The following is a 19,547-nucleotide window of genomic DNA, read 5'->3' as shown; positions in this document are numbered from 1 at the left end:
AGCCTATATGGGGCTCTTCTTACTTTCCTGCCCGGTAATTCTATTCATTAGGGATCGGGCTTTCTTTATGCAAAATTACCGGTGCGAGAGTTTAATTCAGGTTAAGAATATAGTTAAAATACCTTTTTCTTTTATATTCCGACAAAAAAGAGGATATATGTAATGTCCGATGATTCATGTATTCGGAGTATTACTAAATTCAAAAATAAATAAAGTTATGGCACGAAAGAAAAAGTAGAAGAAGAACAACCGGTGACTGCCGAAGTTGTAGAGACTAAAAAGAAATCTTCAAAGAAAGCACCAAAGACTAAAATGTCTACTCAAAAAGAAAGCATACAGGAAACCGGTGTTCAAGAGCCGATTGTCAAAGAAGAAAATACGAAAGATTCTTTTAAAGACAAAGATTATACAATCGATGAGCTTATAGATATGTTAGGGCCGGATATTGATTGTGAGGATGATACAGAGTTTTCATTAACGGAAAATACTTCTTCACAAGAACAGGAATACACAATAGAGGATATGCTTTCCGCATTGGACGAGTCAATCGATGATGACGATGAAGAATGTGTTTCAGATGAAATACTTGATAAATTCGACAAGACACTCGAAGAAAAAGGTTTGGGCGATGATTATTTTCGGAAGAAAGAAGAACGGCTTAAAGAAATGGATCTGGAGCATGAACTTCACGAATTCGCCATTGATGAAATGCTGAATGAATAAGAATATCTAATTTTGTAACCTGCAACAGTCTCTTTATGTGTAATAGTCAAGACTTGTTCTGACATTTGTTTTACTATCGGACAAAAAAACTGTCAGATGTTTGTTGCGAAGTTACACAACTTTCTTCATCCTCACAACCGAATGAGATTTTATCATGCTCATTCGGTTTTATCATTTCCAGATTTTGCAGTTGATACTTTCTTGCCACAGCGATTCCTTCGATAAAAGTTTGCATGGGCGTTTTTCCGAAACAGTACTTTCCGGAGTGTGTTCTTTGGGTATTGTAGGAGTTCATCCACGCATCAAGGTCTGCTTGCAGTTGTTCGATAGAGGTATAGATTTTCTTTCTGAATGCAATAGCATAGAACTCATTCTGCACGGTTCTGTTAAATCGCTCACATATACCGTTTGTCTGAGGGCTTTTCGCCTTAATCTTGGAATGATCAATGTCTTCCACAGCCAAATACAGTTCATACTCATGATTTTCTCTATTTCCGCAGTATTCCGTTCCTCTATCTGTTAGCATACGCATCAGTTTCAAGTTATGCTGCTCGAAAAAAGGAATAACCCTATCGTTAAGCATATCGGCAGCGACAAGCGCATTCTTTCTGTCATACAGCTTGGCAAATCCGATTTTGGAGTAAGTATCAATGACGGTCTGTTGATAAATGTGTCCCACACCTTTGATATATCCTACATAATAAGTGTCTTGGGCAACAAGAAAACCGGGATAATAAGTTTCTATCTCTCCATGAGCCTGCTTTTCTTCTTTTGCTTTCTCCAATGCCGCCACTTGGTTCTCGTCGAGGACAATGCCCTCTTGTTCCACTTTGGCCGACAATGCTTTCAAGCGTTTCTGGAAGGTCTCCATATCGTTCCGTAACCAAATGGAACGTACTCCGCCTGGCGAAATAAGAATACCTTTCTTGCGCAGTTCATTGGATACACGAACTTGCCCCAATGCAGGATTGTCTATCGCCATCTGTACGACTGCCTGCTCAATGTGTTCTTCCACACGGTTCTTTATGACAGGCTTGCGGCGGGAAATCTCCTGCAAGGCGACTTCACCGCCTTGTTCATACAACTCTTTGAAACGATAAAAACTGTCACGGCTGTAGCCCATAATCTTACAAGCACGTGATACGTTTCCTAACTGTTGGGAGAGTTCAAGCAATCCCAGTTTGTTCTTGATGACCTTTTCTGATGTTGTCATAACTCAATCTGTTTTCTGTTACAAATTTATTCTTTTTATACGTAACTGTCAGATTAAGTCTTGACTAATTCACTTTATGGGATGTAACTTTGTGATGTGCCTTATTTTTTCTAATTTTGTACCGTCGTGGCAACATGGCGGACATATTAGAAATTTAAGGTACACGAAAGTGTTTAACTGATTCTCTACGACGAAGTCTGGTAAACTATCTGTAGAACGGGAATAAGTTGGCATCTCTCGCGTCATATCCGTATATGGCGTGGGGACTGTTGCTTGTTTTAGTTCAAGGTCTTACCAGAGCCCGTCGTATAAAATAAGTTAATGGCCTCACGCTTTCTGCATTTAATTAACTCTTCTGATTTGAGGCTAAGGGAGATAAAATTAAAATCAAAATGAAAACTTTTAGAATGATTGCAACCTCGTTATTAATGATTGTGTTGTGTTTGAATTTCGTTGCATGCAGTGATGACGATGATGAAAATCCATCTCCTTATCCTACAGCGGAAGAACTTGTTGGAACTGTATGGACTGGAGTCAATGCTGACAAAGACGCTTATCAAATCAAGCTGACAAGCAAAACGGATTTAACTTTGAACATTACAAGTGAAGATGGAGACAAGTATGTTGATAACGCTGTATTGAAATACCAATACAATGCGAAAGATGGTAAATTCACTTCAAGCTATGAAGATATGTCCATTGCTGGGACTATTACCAAAACAGAAATGACCTTTACAATAGAAGGTGAGAAAATCATATTGAAGAAGAAATGATGAACAAATTATTTAACGTAAGCACCATGCCCTTACTCGGCATGGTGTTTCTATTCATGGCAGCCTGTTCCGATGATGCGGATAATTCAGACCCGAATAATGACATACAAAACATTGAAATGCCATCATCTGGTGCTGAATCTCCGATTGTCAGCGGTAAGTTAGTTGTTATACGTGGTAATGGTTTCTCCGAAAATAGTGAGATATGGTTTCAAACATCTTCACGCTCAGGCGAGAAAAAGGCAGATGTTATTTCATATTCTGATGAAAGTATCTCATTCATCGCACCTAATATGACAGGTAATTGTGATGTCATTTTAAGACAAGAAGGAAAAGAAAAAACATTAGGCCAAATGTTCTTGGAAGAAAAAGATGTGGACAATATGAATGATTATACCTATGCCGCAGGTTACAACGTTGTGGATTTTGAAGACAACGAAAATACTTTTCCTATATTATATGTATTCGATAGGCAAAGTGGAGACTTTGAAAAGAAGAACGAACTACCCAATGGAGAAATCATAAAATTCATATTGGCTGAGAATAACGGAAATCAGAATATTTATTATTTCAAACGCTGTTTACCAATAAGTAAAGAAGTCAGTTTGTACAAATATAATCTTGCAAAACAGGAAGAAAAGAAGGTTTGTGCCAATTGGCTGAATAAATTTTACAATGCTTCGCCCGGAATGGCCATTGGTATGATTGAGAATACGTTATGCGGTTTGGAAGCATCTGTAGACAAAGGGTTTGAAATTGTTTCTTTTGACGATAATGGAAAAACAACTCTTTTGAAAAAGGCTTTCCCTTACGACCGAATTAACGGGAAATACGTTACTCAATTTTATTGTGAAGATGATAATCTACTGTTTAATTATGACTCAAAAAGCCGTTGTGTCTTAGTTACCGGAAGTATCAGATTTGAAGATGATAGAGAATCTTTTGACTGTCTTCTATCTTTAAACATGAAAACAGGCGACATCAAGCTTCTGCGTGATGAACAGAATGACGCATATTATTATGAAGTGCTTAACACGAAACAGGGATTTGTTTTACTTGAAATAGGAAAAGATATTGATAAGACTATTGTAAAAACAATCAATCCCGAAACTTTAGAAACAACATCTATCTTGGCTGAAATTGGCGAATACATTACATCTGCCATATATAATGAAAAAACAAATTCAATATATTGGGAAAGCAGTAATGGCACATCAGAAGACTATGTTATGGAATACAACTTTGATTCAAAAGAAGTAAATGTTTCAAACAGTAGTTTGCCATATATTGAAACTCTGTTCTCTATCAAGTATTGATTTTTTTCACAAATAATCTAATCCTCTTATTGCTTATGTAGTAAGAGGATTTTTTATACCCAAAAACTTTAAAACATGAACGAAAGAATTACTCCATCCAACATTACGAAACTGAAAGCAAATGAAATATTCGTGTTCGGTTCAAACTCAAACGGTGTACATAATGGAAATGCCGCAGCAACAGCGATGAAATTCGGTGCTATTATGGGACAGGCTGTGGGAATACAGGGACAGACCTATGCGATGCCTTCCAAACACATTGAGAATCTTAAAAAACATATTGATGATTTTCTACTGTATGCAGAACAACATTCGGAATATACTTTTTTAGTTACAGAGATAGGATGCGGAATATCCAAACATTCGCCATTTGAGATTGCACCGTTATTCAAAGAAGCGGTTCATATAAAGAACATCAATTTGCCTTTGTCCTTTTGGGATGTTCTGAATGGTGGCATACAAGCCAGAATCAAACAGGTTGCCGAAAAAGAATCTCCTTCCGTTTCTGATTTTTGTCAAAGAACGGGATTGTCTTTTACTATACTGATGAACATTTTATTCAGAAAAGAACTTCCTACCGTTTGGATTGTGCAAAAGATACTAATTGCCTTTCCGTCTATAAATGCAAGGTGGCTACTTTTGGGAGAAGGCGATATGAAGCTCACGAAACGCAACAGTTTTCTCACAAGAATAAACGATTTTCTGCATGTCCTTTTCGCTTCCAAATAGACGTGAAATTATTATTTCCTCATACCAAAAATGAGGATGTTTTCGTCTCCTGTATCGAACTTTTCTCCTGCCTCTAATACTTGGTATAAAGAAGCACGAGCATATCTCGAATATGAAAGAATAAATAAAAGTAGAAAATTATTACATAGTGAATAAAGTGAGTGAAGTGAACTATATTTTATAAAAAGTATAAGGTTTTATATCGTTATATGGTCTATAGAATAAGAAATATGCTCTATTATAGAAATATAGTTCACTTCACTCACTTTATTCACTTTTTACTTATTCTTATAGAAGGATTTCGGGAGGGAAATTCTTTATATCAAAATTTTCTATGGCATTCCATAAGTCTTCCTGATATTCATATAATGGCTCTATTAAGACTTCTGGTAAAATAGCCTTGTCTGATATTGGGGCGAGACGGAAACCGGAAGTTTCAAATTTGCGTCCAACCTCACTTTTCATTCTATAGGATTCAACGACCTCAAAAGAATACTCTCCTAAAAACTTCAATCTGCAATATTTTTGAGGATACCAGCCGATACAGACGATTTCACCTTCAAGCAATGATGAAAACTTGAAATAGTCCATTCCATTGAATCCTTTCTCTATGTCAAAGTCCGTATTGGTCTGTTTGTATTCGTGGCAGAATGTTTCCCAATCCTTATATCCTAAAGCACGAGCCATGAAAGATAATTTTCCAACATCCGGCTTTCTTTCCTTGTCTGCATCCTTATCTCCCCAATAACGACGTAATGTATCAACGCTGATAGTTTCAGATTGCTGGATAACGCTTCCATCCTCATATTTTGAGAGAGGAAAATTTGTATCGCTCTGTTTCTTTATATAATCGCATAGGTCAGAGTATGCATTGTCTGAACTCAAATCTATATTAGAAACTCTTACTAACTCGTTTTTTAAAGTTTCAAACCTCTCTTTGTCTATCGGTATTCTTTTCTTTGCCATATTGCTACATGATGTTTATGACAAAAATACAAAACGTAGCCAACTAATCAAATATATTTCATGCCTGAACGTGCCAAAATCAATAATTTCTTTTCGATAATACATGTAACCGGTTGATAATTAATATGATATAATCGTGCCTAAATGTGCCTGAACGTGCCTTTTTATGCCCTTCCAAAAGTTGCCGAACTTTGCACCAGAAACAAAAAACAAAAGGTATGGAACATCAAAAAACAAGTTATGACACGTTGCCGGAACGGATAGATTATCTGATTCAGGAAATATCGGAGATAAAAAACATTCTGATGAACAGAATAGAAAAAAGGGAAAAAATACCAAAGTGGCTGAATAAGGAGCAAGCCTTAAGATATATCCAAAAACAAGGGTATAAATTAAGTTCATCTAAACTCTATAAATTATCAGCGACAGACAATATACCTTGCCATAGGTCAGGGCGTAATCTGTATTTCTTTGCTGAAGAATTGGATAAATGGTTAAACAACCAAATTGAGGAGGAAGACAAAACGAGCCAAAATCTTTCAACTCAATCAATACAATTAATTATAAAATCGGCTCAAAAAAGATAGGAGATAAATAATATGAATAGTAATAATAATAATATCCCAATGATAAATCATCCATATAAAACAGCAAAAGGCTTGAAACGGTATGTAAGAGATATTTTGAAGCAAGTACAACAAGAGGAAACATTGAAGAAAATAATAGATATATCTTCTAAAATAGATTATCCGGTTATTTATCATCTTGATGATGATAAAAAACTTGAAAAACTTTCAGAACTACGTAGGAAAGAAAACAACGGGGGATTGTCAGAAAATGAAAAAAGAGAATTAATGAGCTTCGAACCGGATGATGAAGTCAAATATATTATATTGATAGAAGAATTATTGAAGAATGCGGATGAGTTTAAATTGGGGCTCGGCATTGAGCCGGACAGTATTCAGCCATATATTTATATGGGCTGTTACTGGAAAAACATAACCCGTCCACTTTTGAAGGAATTTCTTGCTGTAGCAGCAAATAAGGCGGGCTTCAATTATTATGATATAAGACTGAGTAGGAATCTTGAAAAACTGTATAACCAGTTTGTCGCTCTTTGCACTCTTGTACCGGATTTGAATGAGAAAAAAGATGAGGTGAAAATTAATCTAAAGAATGGGACATTTGTCATTTCAAAGGACAGACAAGTATCGAGAGACTTTGACAAGCGGGATTTTTTTAAATACCAATTGCCTTTTGAATATAATCCTGAAGCGACTTGTGATGAATTTAAGGCTTTTTTAAATAAGGTTTTGCCTGAAAAAGAATCACAAATGATTCTTGCAGAATACTTGGGGTATATTTTTACTCAAAACTTGAAATTGGAAAAGTGCTTGATTCTGAAAGGTGAAGGAAGCAACGGTAAATCCGTCATATTTGAAATAGTGCAAGCACTGCTGGGAGAACATAACACTTGTTCCTATACGATAAGTAATTTATGTAATGAAAATGGATATTTTAGGGCGCAGCTAGGTAATTATCTGCTTAACTATTCTTCGGAACTTGGAGGAAAGAATATCAATCCAGACTTATTTAAGAAGCTAATTAGCAATGAGCCTATTGATGCACGTTCTCCTTACGGCCATCCGTTTATACTTCGTCATTACGGGAAGTTCATGTTCAATACGAATAAGTTTCCTAATAATATTGAATTTACCCATGCCTACTTGCGAAGGTTTATAATCTTGAACTTTGAAGTTATTATTCCGGATGAAGAGCAAGATAAGCATCTCGCCGAGAGAATAATATCCAAAGAATTAAGCGGTATTTTCAATTGGGTGCTTGAGGGATTGGGCAGATTGTTAAAACAACAGCAATTTACAGAATCACCAAAAGCAAAAGAACTTCTTGAGGAAATGAGATTTGAGTCTGATAGTGTGGCGCAATTCCTTGAAGAAAAACAATATTTGCCTTCCACGTCAGGAAATGATAAAATCTTGTTGAAAAGATTTAGAGAAGAATATCAAGCGTATTGTCACATCAAGAAGCTGATACCTGTAGGGCAAAAAGAATTTTCGACCCGCATAAAGAGTTTGAAATTTGAGATTCAGAAAGGTGGCGGTGGAAATAATTATATTTTTGTGAAACGTAACGATATTGCTAGACAATTTTTAGAAAATTCATTGCCTGATGGCCTGTAAAAAAGTAAGAAATATGGAAAATATCATAAAAGTATCAATGTTTGAAAGTGCGCAAAGTCGTTATGCAAGCGGAGTAGTGAACTTGTGGGATTGGTTGTTCTTAGAGGACTATCGTACTGTTTTAATCAAAGAACTTCGGAATGAATCTGATTCGATGAAACGGCGAGAATTGAAAGAACTTCTTCCTGCAATAACTGTCAGTTGTGTTTGTTCTGAACGACGAACTGAAAAAATTTACGAGTATACGAATTTGATTTGTATTGATATTGACGGAAAAGATAACCCGTCAATATCAAACATAGAAGACCTTAAGATTAAGTTGGGTGAACTGCCTTATATTATGTATTGTGGTTTGTCTGCAAGCGGAAATGGCTTGTTCTGTATCATTCCTTATGCAGACCCTACTAATCATAAGAATGTCTTTGAATCTATTAAAAACGATTTTGAAGAAATGGGTATCATTATAGACAAAAGCTGTGGCGATATATGCCGTTTACGCTTCCTTTCGCATGATACGCAACCGTATGTCAATAAACATGCGGAAGTTTATATGTCTGAGCCAAAATCAAAAGCAGTGGAATATATTTATAAGCCAAAACAGAGATCTAAAACGAAACCACCTAAACCCCAAACGATTCTTATTCCCAGCGTTATAGAAACATTTCTTCGTCCAAGTAATTTGGTTTTGGAAAGCGCCACTCCTTTAACAAAGAAACAAAAGGTTGAACGGCTATTGAATGAAATAATCAGAAATCAAGTGGATATTACTTATTACTACAATGATTGGATTGCCATTGGCAATATTATTAAGAATATGTTTGGTGAGGAAGGTAGGGCTTTATTTCATAAGGTCAGTAGTTTTTATCCCAATTATGATTATGATGAAACTGATAGGGAATATTCCGTTATGATAATTGGACGGTATCGATATAATAGTGACCGCTTATTTGAAATAGCCGCAGAATACAAGCTCATTTCCCCAATCAAAAAATAATTTTGAGAAGAAAAGGGATAACTACCGGTGTGTAGCTTATCTCTTTTCCTATATCCGTTTGTGCAAATTATATGCGAAAACCTCATCATGGGCATGAATCGGAGAGAACTCTTGCCAATAGAAGAAACTAAAAGAAAAAGAATATCATTTACTGGTGTGTCACGTTTGTTATTGATTATCACCACTTTCCAGAGGTTGTGTGTAAATTGTGTGCAAGGAGTTTCGGTGTGCAAGAAAAAAGCCGCTACAAGGTTGCTTGTAACGGCCTGGTTTTCTTTGCTTTATGTCTTGTGGACCAGCCTGGGCTTGAACCAGGGACCTCCAGATTATGAGAACGATAAGATGATATTCTGTAATAGTTTGTTTCGTTAATATTTACTGAATGTCAGTTAGTTGCAAAATTCGCTATCCTCTATGAAACTCACCAAATACCCCTAACTGAAACCGTTTGTTTACGCATTGTTTACGCAGAAAACTGCCAGATTGCCATCCGGAGTTATGCGAAATGTAGTTCCATGGTATGGTGCATAAGACATAATGCCAAGTAAAAATGTATTTCCACTCTAAATATAGACAGTAAGGACACTCTGACACTTTTGACTCCAACTCTGACACCATACTTGTCATTCATATGTCGACTTAGACACCAACTTGGACACTTCTGAAACCAACTTAGACACTAACTCTGACACTTTTAGTTCAAACTCAGACACCAAACTTAGACACTCTGACAATGGTTTGGTGACTCTGACCCTTTCACGATACTTTATCCGATCAACATAGGAAATATCTAAAATAGGAATGTTTTTGGAAAATAATCATCATATAACGACTATATTTTGCTGATTTTTGATAATTTTGTATCGTAATAAGATTATACGCCATGTGTAAGGAATACATTAACAGAATAAAAATAGCTTTAGCAGAGCAAAATAAGACAAACCGTTGGCTTGCAGAAAAAACGGGCAAAAGTGATATTACAATAAGCCGATGGGTACAAAATAAAACCCAGCCATCACTTGAACAATTGGTTGAAATAGCCAAAGCATTAGAAATTAGTCCTAAGGATTTAATAAACGATATAAAGCAATGACTATAAAAGAACGTAACAATACCAACAAAATCAAGACAATTTCGCTTTTTTCTGGAGCAGGAGGTTTGGATATTGGGGCAATTATGGCAGGAGCACATATCGTATTCGCAAATGATATGATGAAAGAAGCTTGTATGTCATACTCAACTAATATTGGTAGCCATATTATAAACGGTGATATTAATTCTGTCATGAATAGACTTGACGGAATTGAAGATGTTGATATGGTTATTGGTGGTCCTCCATGTCAAGGTTTTTCCGTGGCAGGAAAGATGGATGTAAATGACAAAAGAAGCCAATTGATTTGGAGCTATGTAAAGGTTGTTTCAAAGGTTAAACCAAAAGCATTCATCATGGAAAATGTTAAGGCTTTAGGACTTCTTGATAAATGGAAACCGATAAGAGAAAAATTATTATTGGAGTTCCGAAACTTAGGGTATTCTGTCAATTTTATAATTCTTAATGCTTCTGACTATGATGTGCCACAAGCTAGGGAGAGAATTTTTGTTATTGGAATAAAAGGAAATTGTAATAATGTGCCAAATTGGGAAAAGATGATAAAGCACTATTCCCATAAAGCTCCAACTGTTCGTGAGGCATTGCAAGTGTTGGATAAGGCAGGATACGGCAACAATCCTAGTACATGTAGAGCGAAAATAACATTGGCATCAAATCCAATACTGCGCAAGTCTCCTTATGCAGGTATGTTATTTAATGGTTTGGGGAGACCTACTCGTATAGATGGATATAGCGCGACATTACCAGCTTCAATGGGAGGAAATAAAACACCCATCATTGATGAAAAAGAGCTATATGAAAATTGCGCTCCTTGGATTGTAACTTACCATGATGAAATTATGAAAGATCCTACTAAAGCAGCATTTATGGAAGCTCCTTCTTTTTTAAGAAGAATGACTGTGGAAGAAGCAGCAATCTTACAAACGTTTCCTATAGAATATAAATTCTGTGGTTCTCAATCATCGAAATATACTCAAATAGGAAATGCAGTTCCATGTAATATGGCTAAGGCTGTTGCAACAATGGTTATTAACGTTCTTAATGGTGATGAAAATGTAATTTATCAATCTAAAGAACATAATTTATTTGATTTTTGTTATGCAGAAAATTGATAAAGAAGAGGCGGAAAAGATTCTTCTAAAGACTAATGAAAAACCTATATTTCAAAACGATCCTATTGGAGTCTCTATAGATTTTATACTAAAAGGTTCTCATAAGACATACAGATATGTATTGGTTACGGCATTGTTAGCTAAGAGCGTCAATAAAGATGTTGATATTTTGAGCCTTCAAGCAAAAGATAGCTCCGTTGGAGCATATGATGCAAGAAGCCTATGTCATAAGGTAATAGTTCCATTTGAAAGGAGTACTTACCCTAATAGTCTTGGCGGTTCAAACGAACCCTTCTTGAATAAACCTGCCCGTTTCCAACGACTGGCTATGACTAATGCCGTTAGAAGTGGTAACGATTCGAAAATTCTTGAAAGTATGATAAATACTTTGTCGGAAATCAAAACAAAGGAACAAGCACAGATATACTTATCGTCAGCTTTGTATACCTTGCAACATATCTATAGTGAAGTTAAGGAAAAGTATTCAATTCCAGATTTGGAGATTGAGGATGAAACAAATCCTCAATCCATCCTAGACTATGTGAATACTCTCATTAAAAACTCATTTGAAGGTGAAATGTGTCCATTAGTTGTTGCTGCTATAGAACACCTTTATTATAAAGGGGCAAAGACTGTGGTTCCGCATAAAGTTAATGAAAGTGGGGCATCTTCAAAGGAGGTTGGCGATATTGACATTTTTGACAATGCGGAACAATTGGTGTCATCTATCGAAGTTAAGGATAAAGACTTTACAAAAGAAGATGTGGAACACGCTATTGCAAAATTTGCACAAGCTCAGATAGAAAAAAGCCTTTTTATATTTGGCAAGCATGTTAACTTTGAACAGCATGAAGTACATGAAACGGCAGCTGTACTCGGGAAAAAAGGATATTTTTGTTCAGTAGTATCAATCCTTGATTTTGTACGTATGCGTCTATATTCTATGAATGGAGATGTCTCAATAAATCAATTGGCTCATCTGTTATTGGAGTATGCCAAACAGATAAATGCTAAAGATGATACTATTGAATGGATTAAAACATGTACAATTGAATTTGGCTTATAATCATGCAGCAGATAAAAACAATAAATGATTTACAAAAACTTATCCAAAACGAAATAGAAGAATCAACCGTTTTGGAATATAAGGGTTCTTTTGCAAAACAAAATCCAAAATGGAAAGAAGAATTGGCTAAAGACATTAGTGCATTGGCTAATTCCAATGGAGGTACTATTATATTTGGAATAAGAGAAAAAGAGAGTGAAGGGGGAAATTCTATACCTAAAGAATTGCTCCCTATACCAAATACAGAAATGTCAAAAGACAAACTATCTCAACTTTTATCATCAAATATTCAGCCAAAAATTGAAGGGTTGGAAATCACATATATATCACATGACGAAGAAAGTGGTTTTTATGTTGTTTCTGTACCTCGCAGCAATACTGCACATCAAAATAGGCTTTCACATGTTTATTATAAAAGGAGAAATGCCACAGTAGAGGCTATGGAGGATTATGAAATTAGAGACGTAATGAATCGGAGCAAAACTCCAATAATTGATATTGATTTCACTTTGTTAGTCACAAAAATAGATGTAACTCAAAATAAAACTCCTTTTGGTCTCTTTACAGCAAACAAAATAGAAGAAAGGAGTACGAGATATGAATACACCTTAAAATTTCGGGCTGTAAATAATGGGCAAATTCTTGCAAAGTATGTAAATTTCTATATTTATATTCCCCAGCAAATAGTAGAACAGTCTAAAGAATATGACTTAGAGGATGGTTATTCTGTGATATATGAGGACAATACAATTAGGGATGTTGTCGGTTTTGAATTAGGAAGACCCCTATATGGTCCAGCTCGTTATGACCCAATACTTCCAGGTATGTGCGACAGAAAACATTCTTTAAAATTGTGTATTGATGAAATTAAAGAAATTGTTAATTTGCCGTGTATCAAATATGAAATTCATGCAGATAATGCACCTACAAGATTGAAAGAAATAAAATGGGAGAAAGTTACGATTGAACAGCAAAGTAAGGAAGAGTACATAGACAATGTGCCTCACTTCGCGCCAAATATCTAATGACACAGTCCACAATTTTATGTAAATGGAAACAGAGTCCTATTGTATGTATTCCTTGGACCTGTAAAATAAACCGTGTCAGCAATATTTCTGATATGTTTACAACGTAAAATATGCATACAGATTCTTGTGTAATAACGTTCTAAGATAGAATTTATGGCGAAAAAATTTAACAACCAACATAAAGGAGATTATTTTGAGAATTTGGTTTTCAAGAAATTAAAAGAGCTTATTAAAAATCAAGATATACCTGGCGTATCACGGTATAACGAGATTTTTTTACACAAGCAATATGCCAGTAAAACTGCACCTGACGTTATGTTGAATCCAGATATAACTATAGAAGTATATTCTAACTCAAACAAGGAAACATGGAGTAACCTTCTTGTTGTTGAATGTAAAAATCACGGAAGAAAGATTGATAACTCTATATATCGTGAGTTTGTGGGGAATCTTTCTGATTATCCGCGTTCAGGAGTTCGTGGTATAATGATTTCGTCTGCAGGTTTTACTCAACAAGTGATTACATTAGCTCAAAGTGATAATATTGCACTAGTTGTATTGTCTGAACAGAGTGATTGGGAAACGATTATTTGGAGAAAAATAAATAGTTTTGAACAGCATCAATTTGGACATAAAGTTTTAACTGGTGAAGCATCAACTAGCTATCCAATAGTATATTCTGGAAATTCGTTTGTTACAGTTTCGGATTTATTACAAGAATGCGGCATTCCGATGTCAAAGGCATTACATATACCATTTATGGAAGATAATGTGATTTGTAAAAAAGTGGAAGATATTCTGCAAAATACTAAATACTTAGTAAATGAGAATTTTATAGATCGTTGTTTCTCTCTAATCGCTCCCAATTACAAATTTGATTTTGTTGAAATGCAAGAAGATTGTTTAGGCAAATGCGATTTCAAAGAACATGTAATTACTATTAATTCAACATTGAGCAAACATCGTCAAAATTTTACCATTGCTCATGAATTAGGACATATAGCTTTACATTCGTCTATCGTAGAAAACTTATTTTCAATTGAAGACAGAGAAAGTGACAAGAATACGATTATTAGTAAATCAATTTATGGTAGAATGGAGTATCAGGCTAACACCTTTGCATCGTACCTTCTTATGCCTAATATTCCATTCATGGCAGAAGTAAATAAGCTTTTCAAAGAAAATTGGATTACAACAGGTAGACTTTATCACGATTATCAACCATGCAATATACGAGATTGTAACGTAGTAGTTGGAGCATTATCGTCCAAGTTTAATGTGTCTCAAGAAGCGGTTATTGTTCGTTTGAAACGCGCCAATCTCTACATAGAAGGAGAACGTTGTAATCCTTTACATGAACATATGAGACGTAATTCTTGGTGGTAAAAAGGAGACTGACCAAACTGTTTCCTATTGTTATTACGTTGCAAATGATACTTTATGTGGCACAATATACCACTAATCCCACCCCCACCGTATAAACGAGCAAGAATATCACCAAGACTTTCATCCAGAAATCCGAATACCAAACGCCTTCATTCCGTCTGAGCATTTTGCGCATATTGGATTCATGTTCGGTAATAAGTTTCGTTTGTTCGGCACGGTGATTTGCCAACACTGAAGTCCAACTATTTATAGAATGGTCTATGAGTTGCCTAAGTTCGGTAAGCTGCTCGGGAGTGATGGTTGCCTTGAATTCCGTGTCTCGTTCTGCTTTCACAATGGCATTGCAGATGCCATTGACTATATTATCACAACTACCAGCTGCCGCTTTGAGCGCACCTTCAATGTGACATTCGGCAGCGATGGCTTTCTCCAAATCCTCATTGAACTTTATCAACGTTTCTTTTGCTTCTCTTATTTCTATGAGAAGTTTATCAATTTCTTGTTTTTCTGACTCAATTTGCTGGTTGATTTCAACTTTCTCCAGCATATCATTGACATTTATAGGTGAAGTGCCCCTTGATTTTCCTATGCCCATTTTCTTATATTTATAGAAGGTAAATTATCTGTGAAGTCCTTTTCTGCGTTTGCACATAGTATTTGCCATTCTTGCACAGCGGCGTGCCCATTCAAGTTCATCCTCGTCCTTGTCTCTTCCCCAGTCACCTGTGTCAGAGCTGCCACCACCACTTGAAACCGCCATGCTTGTGGCAGCATCCAAATACCCGGCAAAGAGTAAAAGAGCCGTGTGTTGTATCTCTTCAATCTTAGCCAACGGATGAGCTTCCTCCAAAGAACATTCCTGCCTGATGATATTGTCAGCGACCTCGGGTATCTCCACATGGTAGCTGTGATATTCGTCTGTTGCTATATCATAGTGCCTTATAGCAGGCTGTGGAGCCATCTTGGGTTGTACAACAGAATCAACGTTGGCTGTCCGTGTTTGTTGGAGAATAGAATTTGTTGGCTCGGATTTCCTTTCCTGCTGATGCAGTTTTGCCCAAGTAGCCTCTATCTTTGATGGAGTCAGATTTCTCCCGATACCCAACACGGATGATTTATAATTTGAGTTACCCCGTTTGACTGAATAACCATAAACCTTTCCCTTATCATTTTCTTGTATGTGTACTTTGTAACCCCGTTTTGTCAGTTCCATTTCATATTGTCGCCAACTGAATTTGTCCATTGTACGAAGTATCTCCATGCAACATTTTGAGATTTCCTGCCTGTGCCGTATGCCGATTTCTTTGGACTGTACCCATCCTCGTTTTTCGTTGATGATATTCGCAGCCATGACTGCCCTCTCGCCAATCTTATGGCTATCATTTATTTTTCCATTCATATCCACACGGTTGGCATCAATGTGCAGGTGAAGAATGCCACTTTTAGAATCACGATGCAGGGCGGCTATGTATTGCGAACCTTTGAGATTGGTTTGCTTTGAGGAAGCTCGTTGGGTCTTTTCAGAAAGGTCTATGGAATCGAATACCCGGATGAACTCATCTGCCAAACGTGTCCAGTCATCCATTGTCCAGTTCCGGCTCTCTTCTTCGGATGGGGAAATTTCAATTCTTATCACATTTCTGCCAAGAGGTCTGCCCTTGTTGATTTTCTCGGCAAACATCTTCTGCACGAGCATCATCCGACCGTACATTGCTTCCGGTGAAATATCATCGGGCAATAGGTTGGCTTTGACTATATCCGCTCTGTCTTTATTGACGGAATATCTTATGGCATTTGCGCCATGCGGTATGGTACTGGCTTTTGCTATCATAACGGGTAAGGAATTTTATTCGGTAAGATAATTCTCTATTTGGCTCCAGCGGTTGATTAGTTGCGTGGCAGCTCTCATCCATTGTTCCACAAACCGGGTATCGCTGAAATACATTGCACGTTTATCCGCTTGAATGGACTTTACTGCTGCCGCAATACGGATAAGGTCGCCCCTTGCATCCGTCAGGCTGCACAAGGCTTCTACCTCACGGTCAGTCAGCCGTTGCCGTGGATGCTGCCCTAAGGCTGTGCGACGTACATAGTTACTCATGGACAAACCGCAGGTTTTGGCAAGTTCTTTCGCTTGGGTGTATTCCTGCTCCGTTACTCTGGCTTCAAGTCGCAAGGTGCGCCTCGTAACTTTCTTGTTATTTTTTTCATCAACATCTTTGTTGGTAATCTTTTTCTTCTTCATGTTTTGTTATGTTATGGGTGAGACATCAATCTAAAAAGGGACAACACGGTGGGAGCTTGCGACTGCCGGAATACGCCTATGTGGTACGAATAAGCGAAGCAAATTTGTGCGACATAGGAACTTCTTGCAAGACCCCACACGAGAACATAGGCTCCACCGCATTTCTAATATGATGATGTTGGGCTATCCGCAGAAATATCCTCGTTGGATTCTTCCTCTGCCGTAGACTGTGAAGAAACAGAAATAAGGGAAGAAGGTATTTCTCCATTATCTGATATAACAGGCATTTTGCCTGCGAAGGAAAAATCTGAATCGGAAACGTACCCCTCATTCGTTGCTTCTGTTTGCCTGCAATCATCCTCTCCTTTTTCTTGCCGGTCTTTTAGTCGAACATAGAAAGGATTGTCTATTCGGTTGCCATCCAACATCCATGCTGATATACATTTCAGCGTGTGGATGCTTGTGCGATTACTCTGCGTGGATGTGACAATTCCTAACTGGTTCATCTTGTCAAGTACGCGGGATATGGTCTTTTTGTCATAGCCTAACTTGCAGGACAAATCCACTTCCGAAAGGATGGCTTGCCCCACTTGTAAGGTTGTGGAAAATCCTTTTATGGCATAGTCGTTTTCTTCCAACACAGCCGCTTCAATAAGTTGGTGCAATATCTTCATACGGTCAATGCCGTATTTGCTTCCTGCCAGATACGCAAGTTGCTCTGACGAAAGCACTATACAATAGTTCAAATCTGTTTTCATCGTCTGTATAATTTGAGATGGTTTATAAATGGTGCAGCCAAAAGAGAAAGTCAGCGGTGCATACCGTAACCTCTCTCCGGCATATAATATTCCTTGTCGTATGCGATGTGATCAAGTACGTTTTGTAGCCTGTCCAGTTGTTGGCCGTCCAATACATGGATGGCGGCAATGGTAATGTTCTGTGACGCAATACGCCGATGTTCACAATTCCGTTCTGATATACTTCCGTCTCCATCGGCATGGACACTTCGCAGGTAATTGTTCACCGTTTCGGTCTGCTCCTTACTTGGAAAGGTGGAAGGGTAACGGTCTTGAACATACGTAACCATGTGGCTGACCGCATTTGCCAGCAAAGGGTCACGTTCTTGTAGCTGTTTGATAAGTTCTTCTTTCCTCATATTGTTGGTTTATATTGTCCCGTGTCCCAAGCGTTTTTAATAACTTTCTATTTTGTTTACTTCCTGTTTTTATTCTTTTTTGAGGGCAAAAGGGACAAGGGGACATAAGGACATTAGTTCTTTCTTTTCCCTTATTTTAAAATTAGAATGGCAATTCCTGTTCACTTGGCAGTGTCGCGCAGGACTCTTCACTTGGAGCGTCCACCCTCACCCATGGATATTTCGTCCGTCCCGTCTTGTCGCAATAGGCAGGATGCAGCCCCTTGACCTTCTCCAGTTCACTCCGTTTCCAATTGGGAAACATGGACATCAGACGGTTGATGTATTGTGAAGTGTATTTGGACGGATTTCGTCTGACCAAGTCATTGGGCAGTTCCTCTATAATTTGCCGGGCGCAAACCATGTTGAGTGAGGTCATTGTGGAATTTGGCTCTGAGTATGCTCCTTTCTGATAAGCCAGTCGTGTCGGAATCATCCAGCTTGCATATTGAATGGGAACCTCACGTTCCAGATACATTTCTATGTCCTCCATGATTGGGTCAACAAGAATGTTGGAATGTTGCATCTGCACCTCGTTGGCCTTATTCTCCATATCCGGTGACAAGTAGAGTTTCATTCCTTGTCGATAATAGGCGTATGCCTCTGCCCAAAGCTGAGGAACGGAACACAGTAGTTTATCCAGCCAATCCGACACATGACCATTGCCTTTGACCGGGATAATCCACCATCGGCGGTTTCCATTGTCTCCTTGCAGGAAGTTTGCCTCATTGGTGGTAGCCGCAAAAACATTATGTCGCATGAACTCCACTACTTTATGTCCATAAGCCGGACGCATATAATCACTGCAACGGCTTAGAAAAGCCTTGGCAGCTTCCGCGTCATTCGCCCGTTTCAAACCATTCAACTCACTGATTTCAATAATCCAGCCATTGGTTATGGTTTCCACTTTCTCCTTGTCACCACTGGCAAAAGAGAATGAATCGTTGAACCATCTTCCACTGATGGCTTTGAAAAAGGTACTTTTCCCAATGCCTTGCGGACCTGGCAAGGTCAGAACGTTGTCAAACTTGCAACCAGGGCTGAATACCCTGGTTACTGCTGCCACAAACCATATTTTCGTTTGTTCCCTGACAAGCGGAGTGTCATCCGCTCCAAGATAATCTATGATGGTTGTGGCTATGCGAAGTTGTCCGTCCCATGTCTCTTGTGCGATGAATTCCTGTACAGGATTGAAACTCCGTTCAGAAGAAGTGGTCTTCAGTATCTCAAATACCTTATTCTGCGTCAGGCGTATTCTGTATGTTCTTTCCAAGTAGTCTTGTATCTTTCCTGCTGATTCTTCATCAATCTTGTTGCCGTTGACATTGCAGAACAAAGGGTTGAAACATACATCGTCTTGGCAAAAAGTGTCGTATCTTATCTGACTAAGATTCTCATCTAGTGTGAAAATAAGCCGGAGATTGCTGATGGAACGAGCCGGATTCCCGTAACTGTCTGTTGCCAGATTCTTTTTCCAATTCTCTTCCAT

The 19,547-nt window shown here is 37.6% G+C and carries 20 protein-coding genes; 12 read left to right on the top strand and 8 right to left on the bottom strand.

The window, feature by feature from the left end; translation table 11 throughout:
- Positions 1-252: 252 nt before the first annotated feature.
- The gene (locus QZ327_RS09415; RefSeq protein ID WP_294618805.1) at positions 253-723 is read left to right on the top strand and encodes a hypothetical protein; all 471 of its coding nucleotides are present in this window, start codon (positions 253-255) and stop codon (positions 721-723) included.
- A gap of 73 nt (positions 724-796) precedes the next feature.
- Here QZ327_RS09415 and QZ327_RS09410 read toward each other — a convergent pair whose 3' ends face one another.
- Positions 797-1,936, bottom strand: coding sequence for an IS481 family transposase (locus tag QZ327_RS09410; RefSeq protein WP_117967222.1), 1,140 nt, complete (start codon positions 1,934-1,936; stop codon positions 797-799).
- A gap of 392 nt (positions 1,937-2,328) precedes the next feature.
- Between QZ327_RS09410 and QZ327_RS09405 the strand changes: the two genes are divergently transcribed.
- From QZ327_RS09405 to QZ327_RS09395, 3 genes are all read left to right on the top strand, one after another.
- Complete coding sequence (locus QZ327_RS09405; RefSeq protein WP_294618804.1) at positions 2,329-2,709, top strand: hypothetical protein; 381 nt, start codon at positions 2,329-2,331, stop codon at positions 2,707-2,709.
- A complete protein-coding gene (locus tag QZ327_RS09400) occupies positions 2,706-4,025 on the top strand; it encodes a hypothetical protein (RefSeq protein ID WP_294618803.1) in 1,320 nt (439 codons plus the stop codon). The genes QZ327_RS09405 and QZ327_RS09400 overlap by 4 nt, the downstream gene beginning before the upstream one ends.
- A gap of 75 nt (positions 4,026-4,100) precedes the next feature.
- The gene (locus tag QZ327_RS09395) at positions 4,101-4,754 is read left to right on the top strand and encodes a hypothetical protein (protein WP_294618802.1); all 654 of its coding nucleotides are present in this window, start codon (positions 4,101-4,103) and stop codon (positions 4,752-4,754) included.
- 288 nt (positions 4,755-5,042) lie between these two features.
- Here the strand turns inward: QZ327_RS09395 and QZ327_RS09390 are convergent, their stop codons facing one another.
- Positions 5,043-5,720, bottom strand: a complete 678-nt coding sequence (locus tag QZ327_RS09390) for a hypothetical protein (protein ID WP_294618801.1) — start codon at positions 5,718-5,720, stop codon at positions 5,043-5,045.
- 218 nt (positions 5,721-5,938) lie between these two features.
- Between QZ327_RS09390 and QZ327_RS09385 the strand changes: the two genes are divergently transcribed.
- The 8 genes from QZ327_RS09385 (at position 5,939) to QZ327_RS09350 (ending at position 14,618) form a co-directional block, all read left to right on the top strand.
- Positions 5,939-6,307 (top strand): helix-turn-helix domain-containing protein, encoded by a 369-nt coding sequence (locus QZ327_RS09385; protein WP_195592467.1) that lies wholly within the window; start codon positions 5,939-5,941, stop codon positions 6,305-6,307.
- 12 nt (positions 6,308-6,319) lie between these two features.
- Entirely contained in the window at positions 6,320-7,921 is a 1,602-nt protein-coding gene (locus QZ327_RS09380) for a phage/plasmid primase, P4 family (protein ID WP_294618800.1), read from the top strand.
- Positions 7,922-7,934: 13 nt separating this feature from the next.
- Positions 7,935-8,915, top strand: a complete 981-nt coding sequence (locus QZ327_RS09375) for a BT4734/BF3469 family protein (RefSeq protein ID WP_294618799.1) — start codon at positions 7,935-7,937, stop codon at positions 8,913-8,915.
- Between the two features lie 883 nt (positions 8,916-9,798).
- Entirely contained in the window at positions 9,799-10,008 is a 210-nt protein-coding gene (locus QZ327_RS09370; RefSeq protein ID WP_104405766.1) for a helix-turn-helix transcriptional regulator, read from the top strand.
- Positions 10,005-11,138 (top strand): DNA cytosine methyltransferase, encoded by a 1,134-nt coding sequence (locus QZ327_RS09365; protein WP_104405765.1) that lies wholly within the window; start codon positions 10,005-10,007, stop codon positions 11,136-11,138. The genes QZ327_RS09370 and QZ327_RS09365 overlap by 4 nt, the downstream gene beginning before the upstream one ends.
- Positions 11,125-12,204, top strand: coding sequence for a restriction endonuclease, SacI family (locus QZ327_RS09360; RefSeq protein ID WP_104405764.1), 1,080 nt, complete (start codon positions 11,125-11,127; stop codon positions 12,202-12,204). Before QZ327_RS09365 ends, QZ327_RS09360 begins: the two co-directional genes overlap by 14 nt.
- 2 nt (positions 12,205-12,206) lie before the next feature.
- On the top strand, positions 12,207-13,229 hold the full coding sequence (locus QZ327_RS09355) for a helix-turn-helix domain-containing protein (protein WP_117693058.1): 1,023 nt from the start codon (positions 12,207-12,209) through the stop codon (positions 13,227-13,229).
- A 156-nt stretch (positions 13,230-13,385) separates the two neighbouring features.
- Positions 13,386-14,618, top strand: coding sequence for an ImmA/IrrE family metallo-endopeptidase (locus QZ327_RS09350; RefSeq protein ID WP_117693061.1), 1,233 nt, complete (start codon positions 13,386-13,388; stop codon positions 14,616-14,618).
- A 52-nt stretch (positions 14,619-14,670) separates the two neighbouring features.
- On the opposite strand, the gene QZ327_RS09345 is transcribed toward QZ327_RS09350, so the two are convergent.
- The 6 genes from QZ327_RS09345 to QZ327_RS09320 all read right to left on the bottom strand — a co-directional run bounded on the left by QZ327_RS09345 (position 14,671) and on the right by QZ327_RS09320 (position 19,547).
- On the bottom strand, positions 14,671-15,213 hold the full coding sequence (locus QZ327_RS09345) for a hypothetical protein (protein ID WP_234119096.1): 543 nt from the start codon (positions 15,211-15,213) through the stop codon (positions 14,671-14,673).
- A gap of 24 nt (positions 15,214-15,237) precedes the next feature.
- Entirely contained in the window at positions 15,238-16,449 is a 1,212-nt protein-coding gene (locus QZ327_RS09340) for a relaxase/mobilization nuclease domain-containing protein (RefSeq protein WP_234119094.1), read from the bottom strand.
- 15 nt (positions 16,450-16,464) lie between these two features.
- Positions 16,465-16,863 carry a hypothetical protein gene (locus QZ327_RS09335; RefSeq protein ID WP_117693675.1) on the bottom strand — a complete coding sequence of 133 codons (399 nt, stop codon included), beginning with the start codon at positions 16,861-16,863 and terminating at the stop codon, positions 16,465-16,467.
- A gap of 164 nt (positions 16,864-17,027) precedes the next feature.
- Positions 17,028-17,621: a hypothetical protein gene (locus tag QZ327_RS09330; RefSeq protein ID WP_234119093.1), complete on the bottom strand. Its 594-nt coding sequence runs from the start codon at positions 17,619-17,621 to the stop codon at positions 17,028-17,030.
- A 50-nt stretch (positions 17,622-17,671) separates the two neighbouring features.
- Positions 17,672-18,019 carry a hypothetical protein gene (locus QZ327_RS09325; protein ID WP_117693681.1) on the bottom strand — a complete coding sequence of 116 codons (348 nt, stop codon included), beginning with the start codon at positions 18,017-18,019 and terminating at the stop codon, positions 17,672-17,674.
- A gap of 142 nt (positions 18,020-18,161) precedes the next feature.
- The gene (locus QZ327_RS09320) at positions 18,162-19,547 is read right to left on the bottom strand and encodes a virulence-associated E family protein (protein ID WP_234119091.1); all 1,386 of its coding nucleotides are present in this window, start codon (positions 19,545-19,547) and stop codon (positions 18,162-18,164) included.

Origin of the sequence: uncultured Bacteroides sp. (genome assembly GCF_910578895.1) — a bacterium.
Lineage (GTDB): Bacteria > Bacteroidota > Bacteroidia > Bacteroidales > Bacteroidaceae > Bacteroides.
This window is presented reverse-complemented; position numbering and strand designations above follow the sequence as displayed.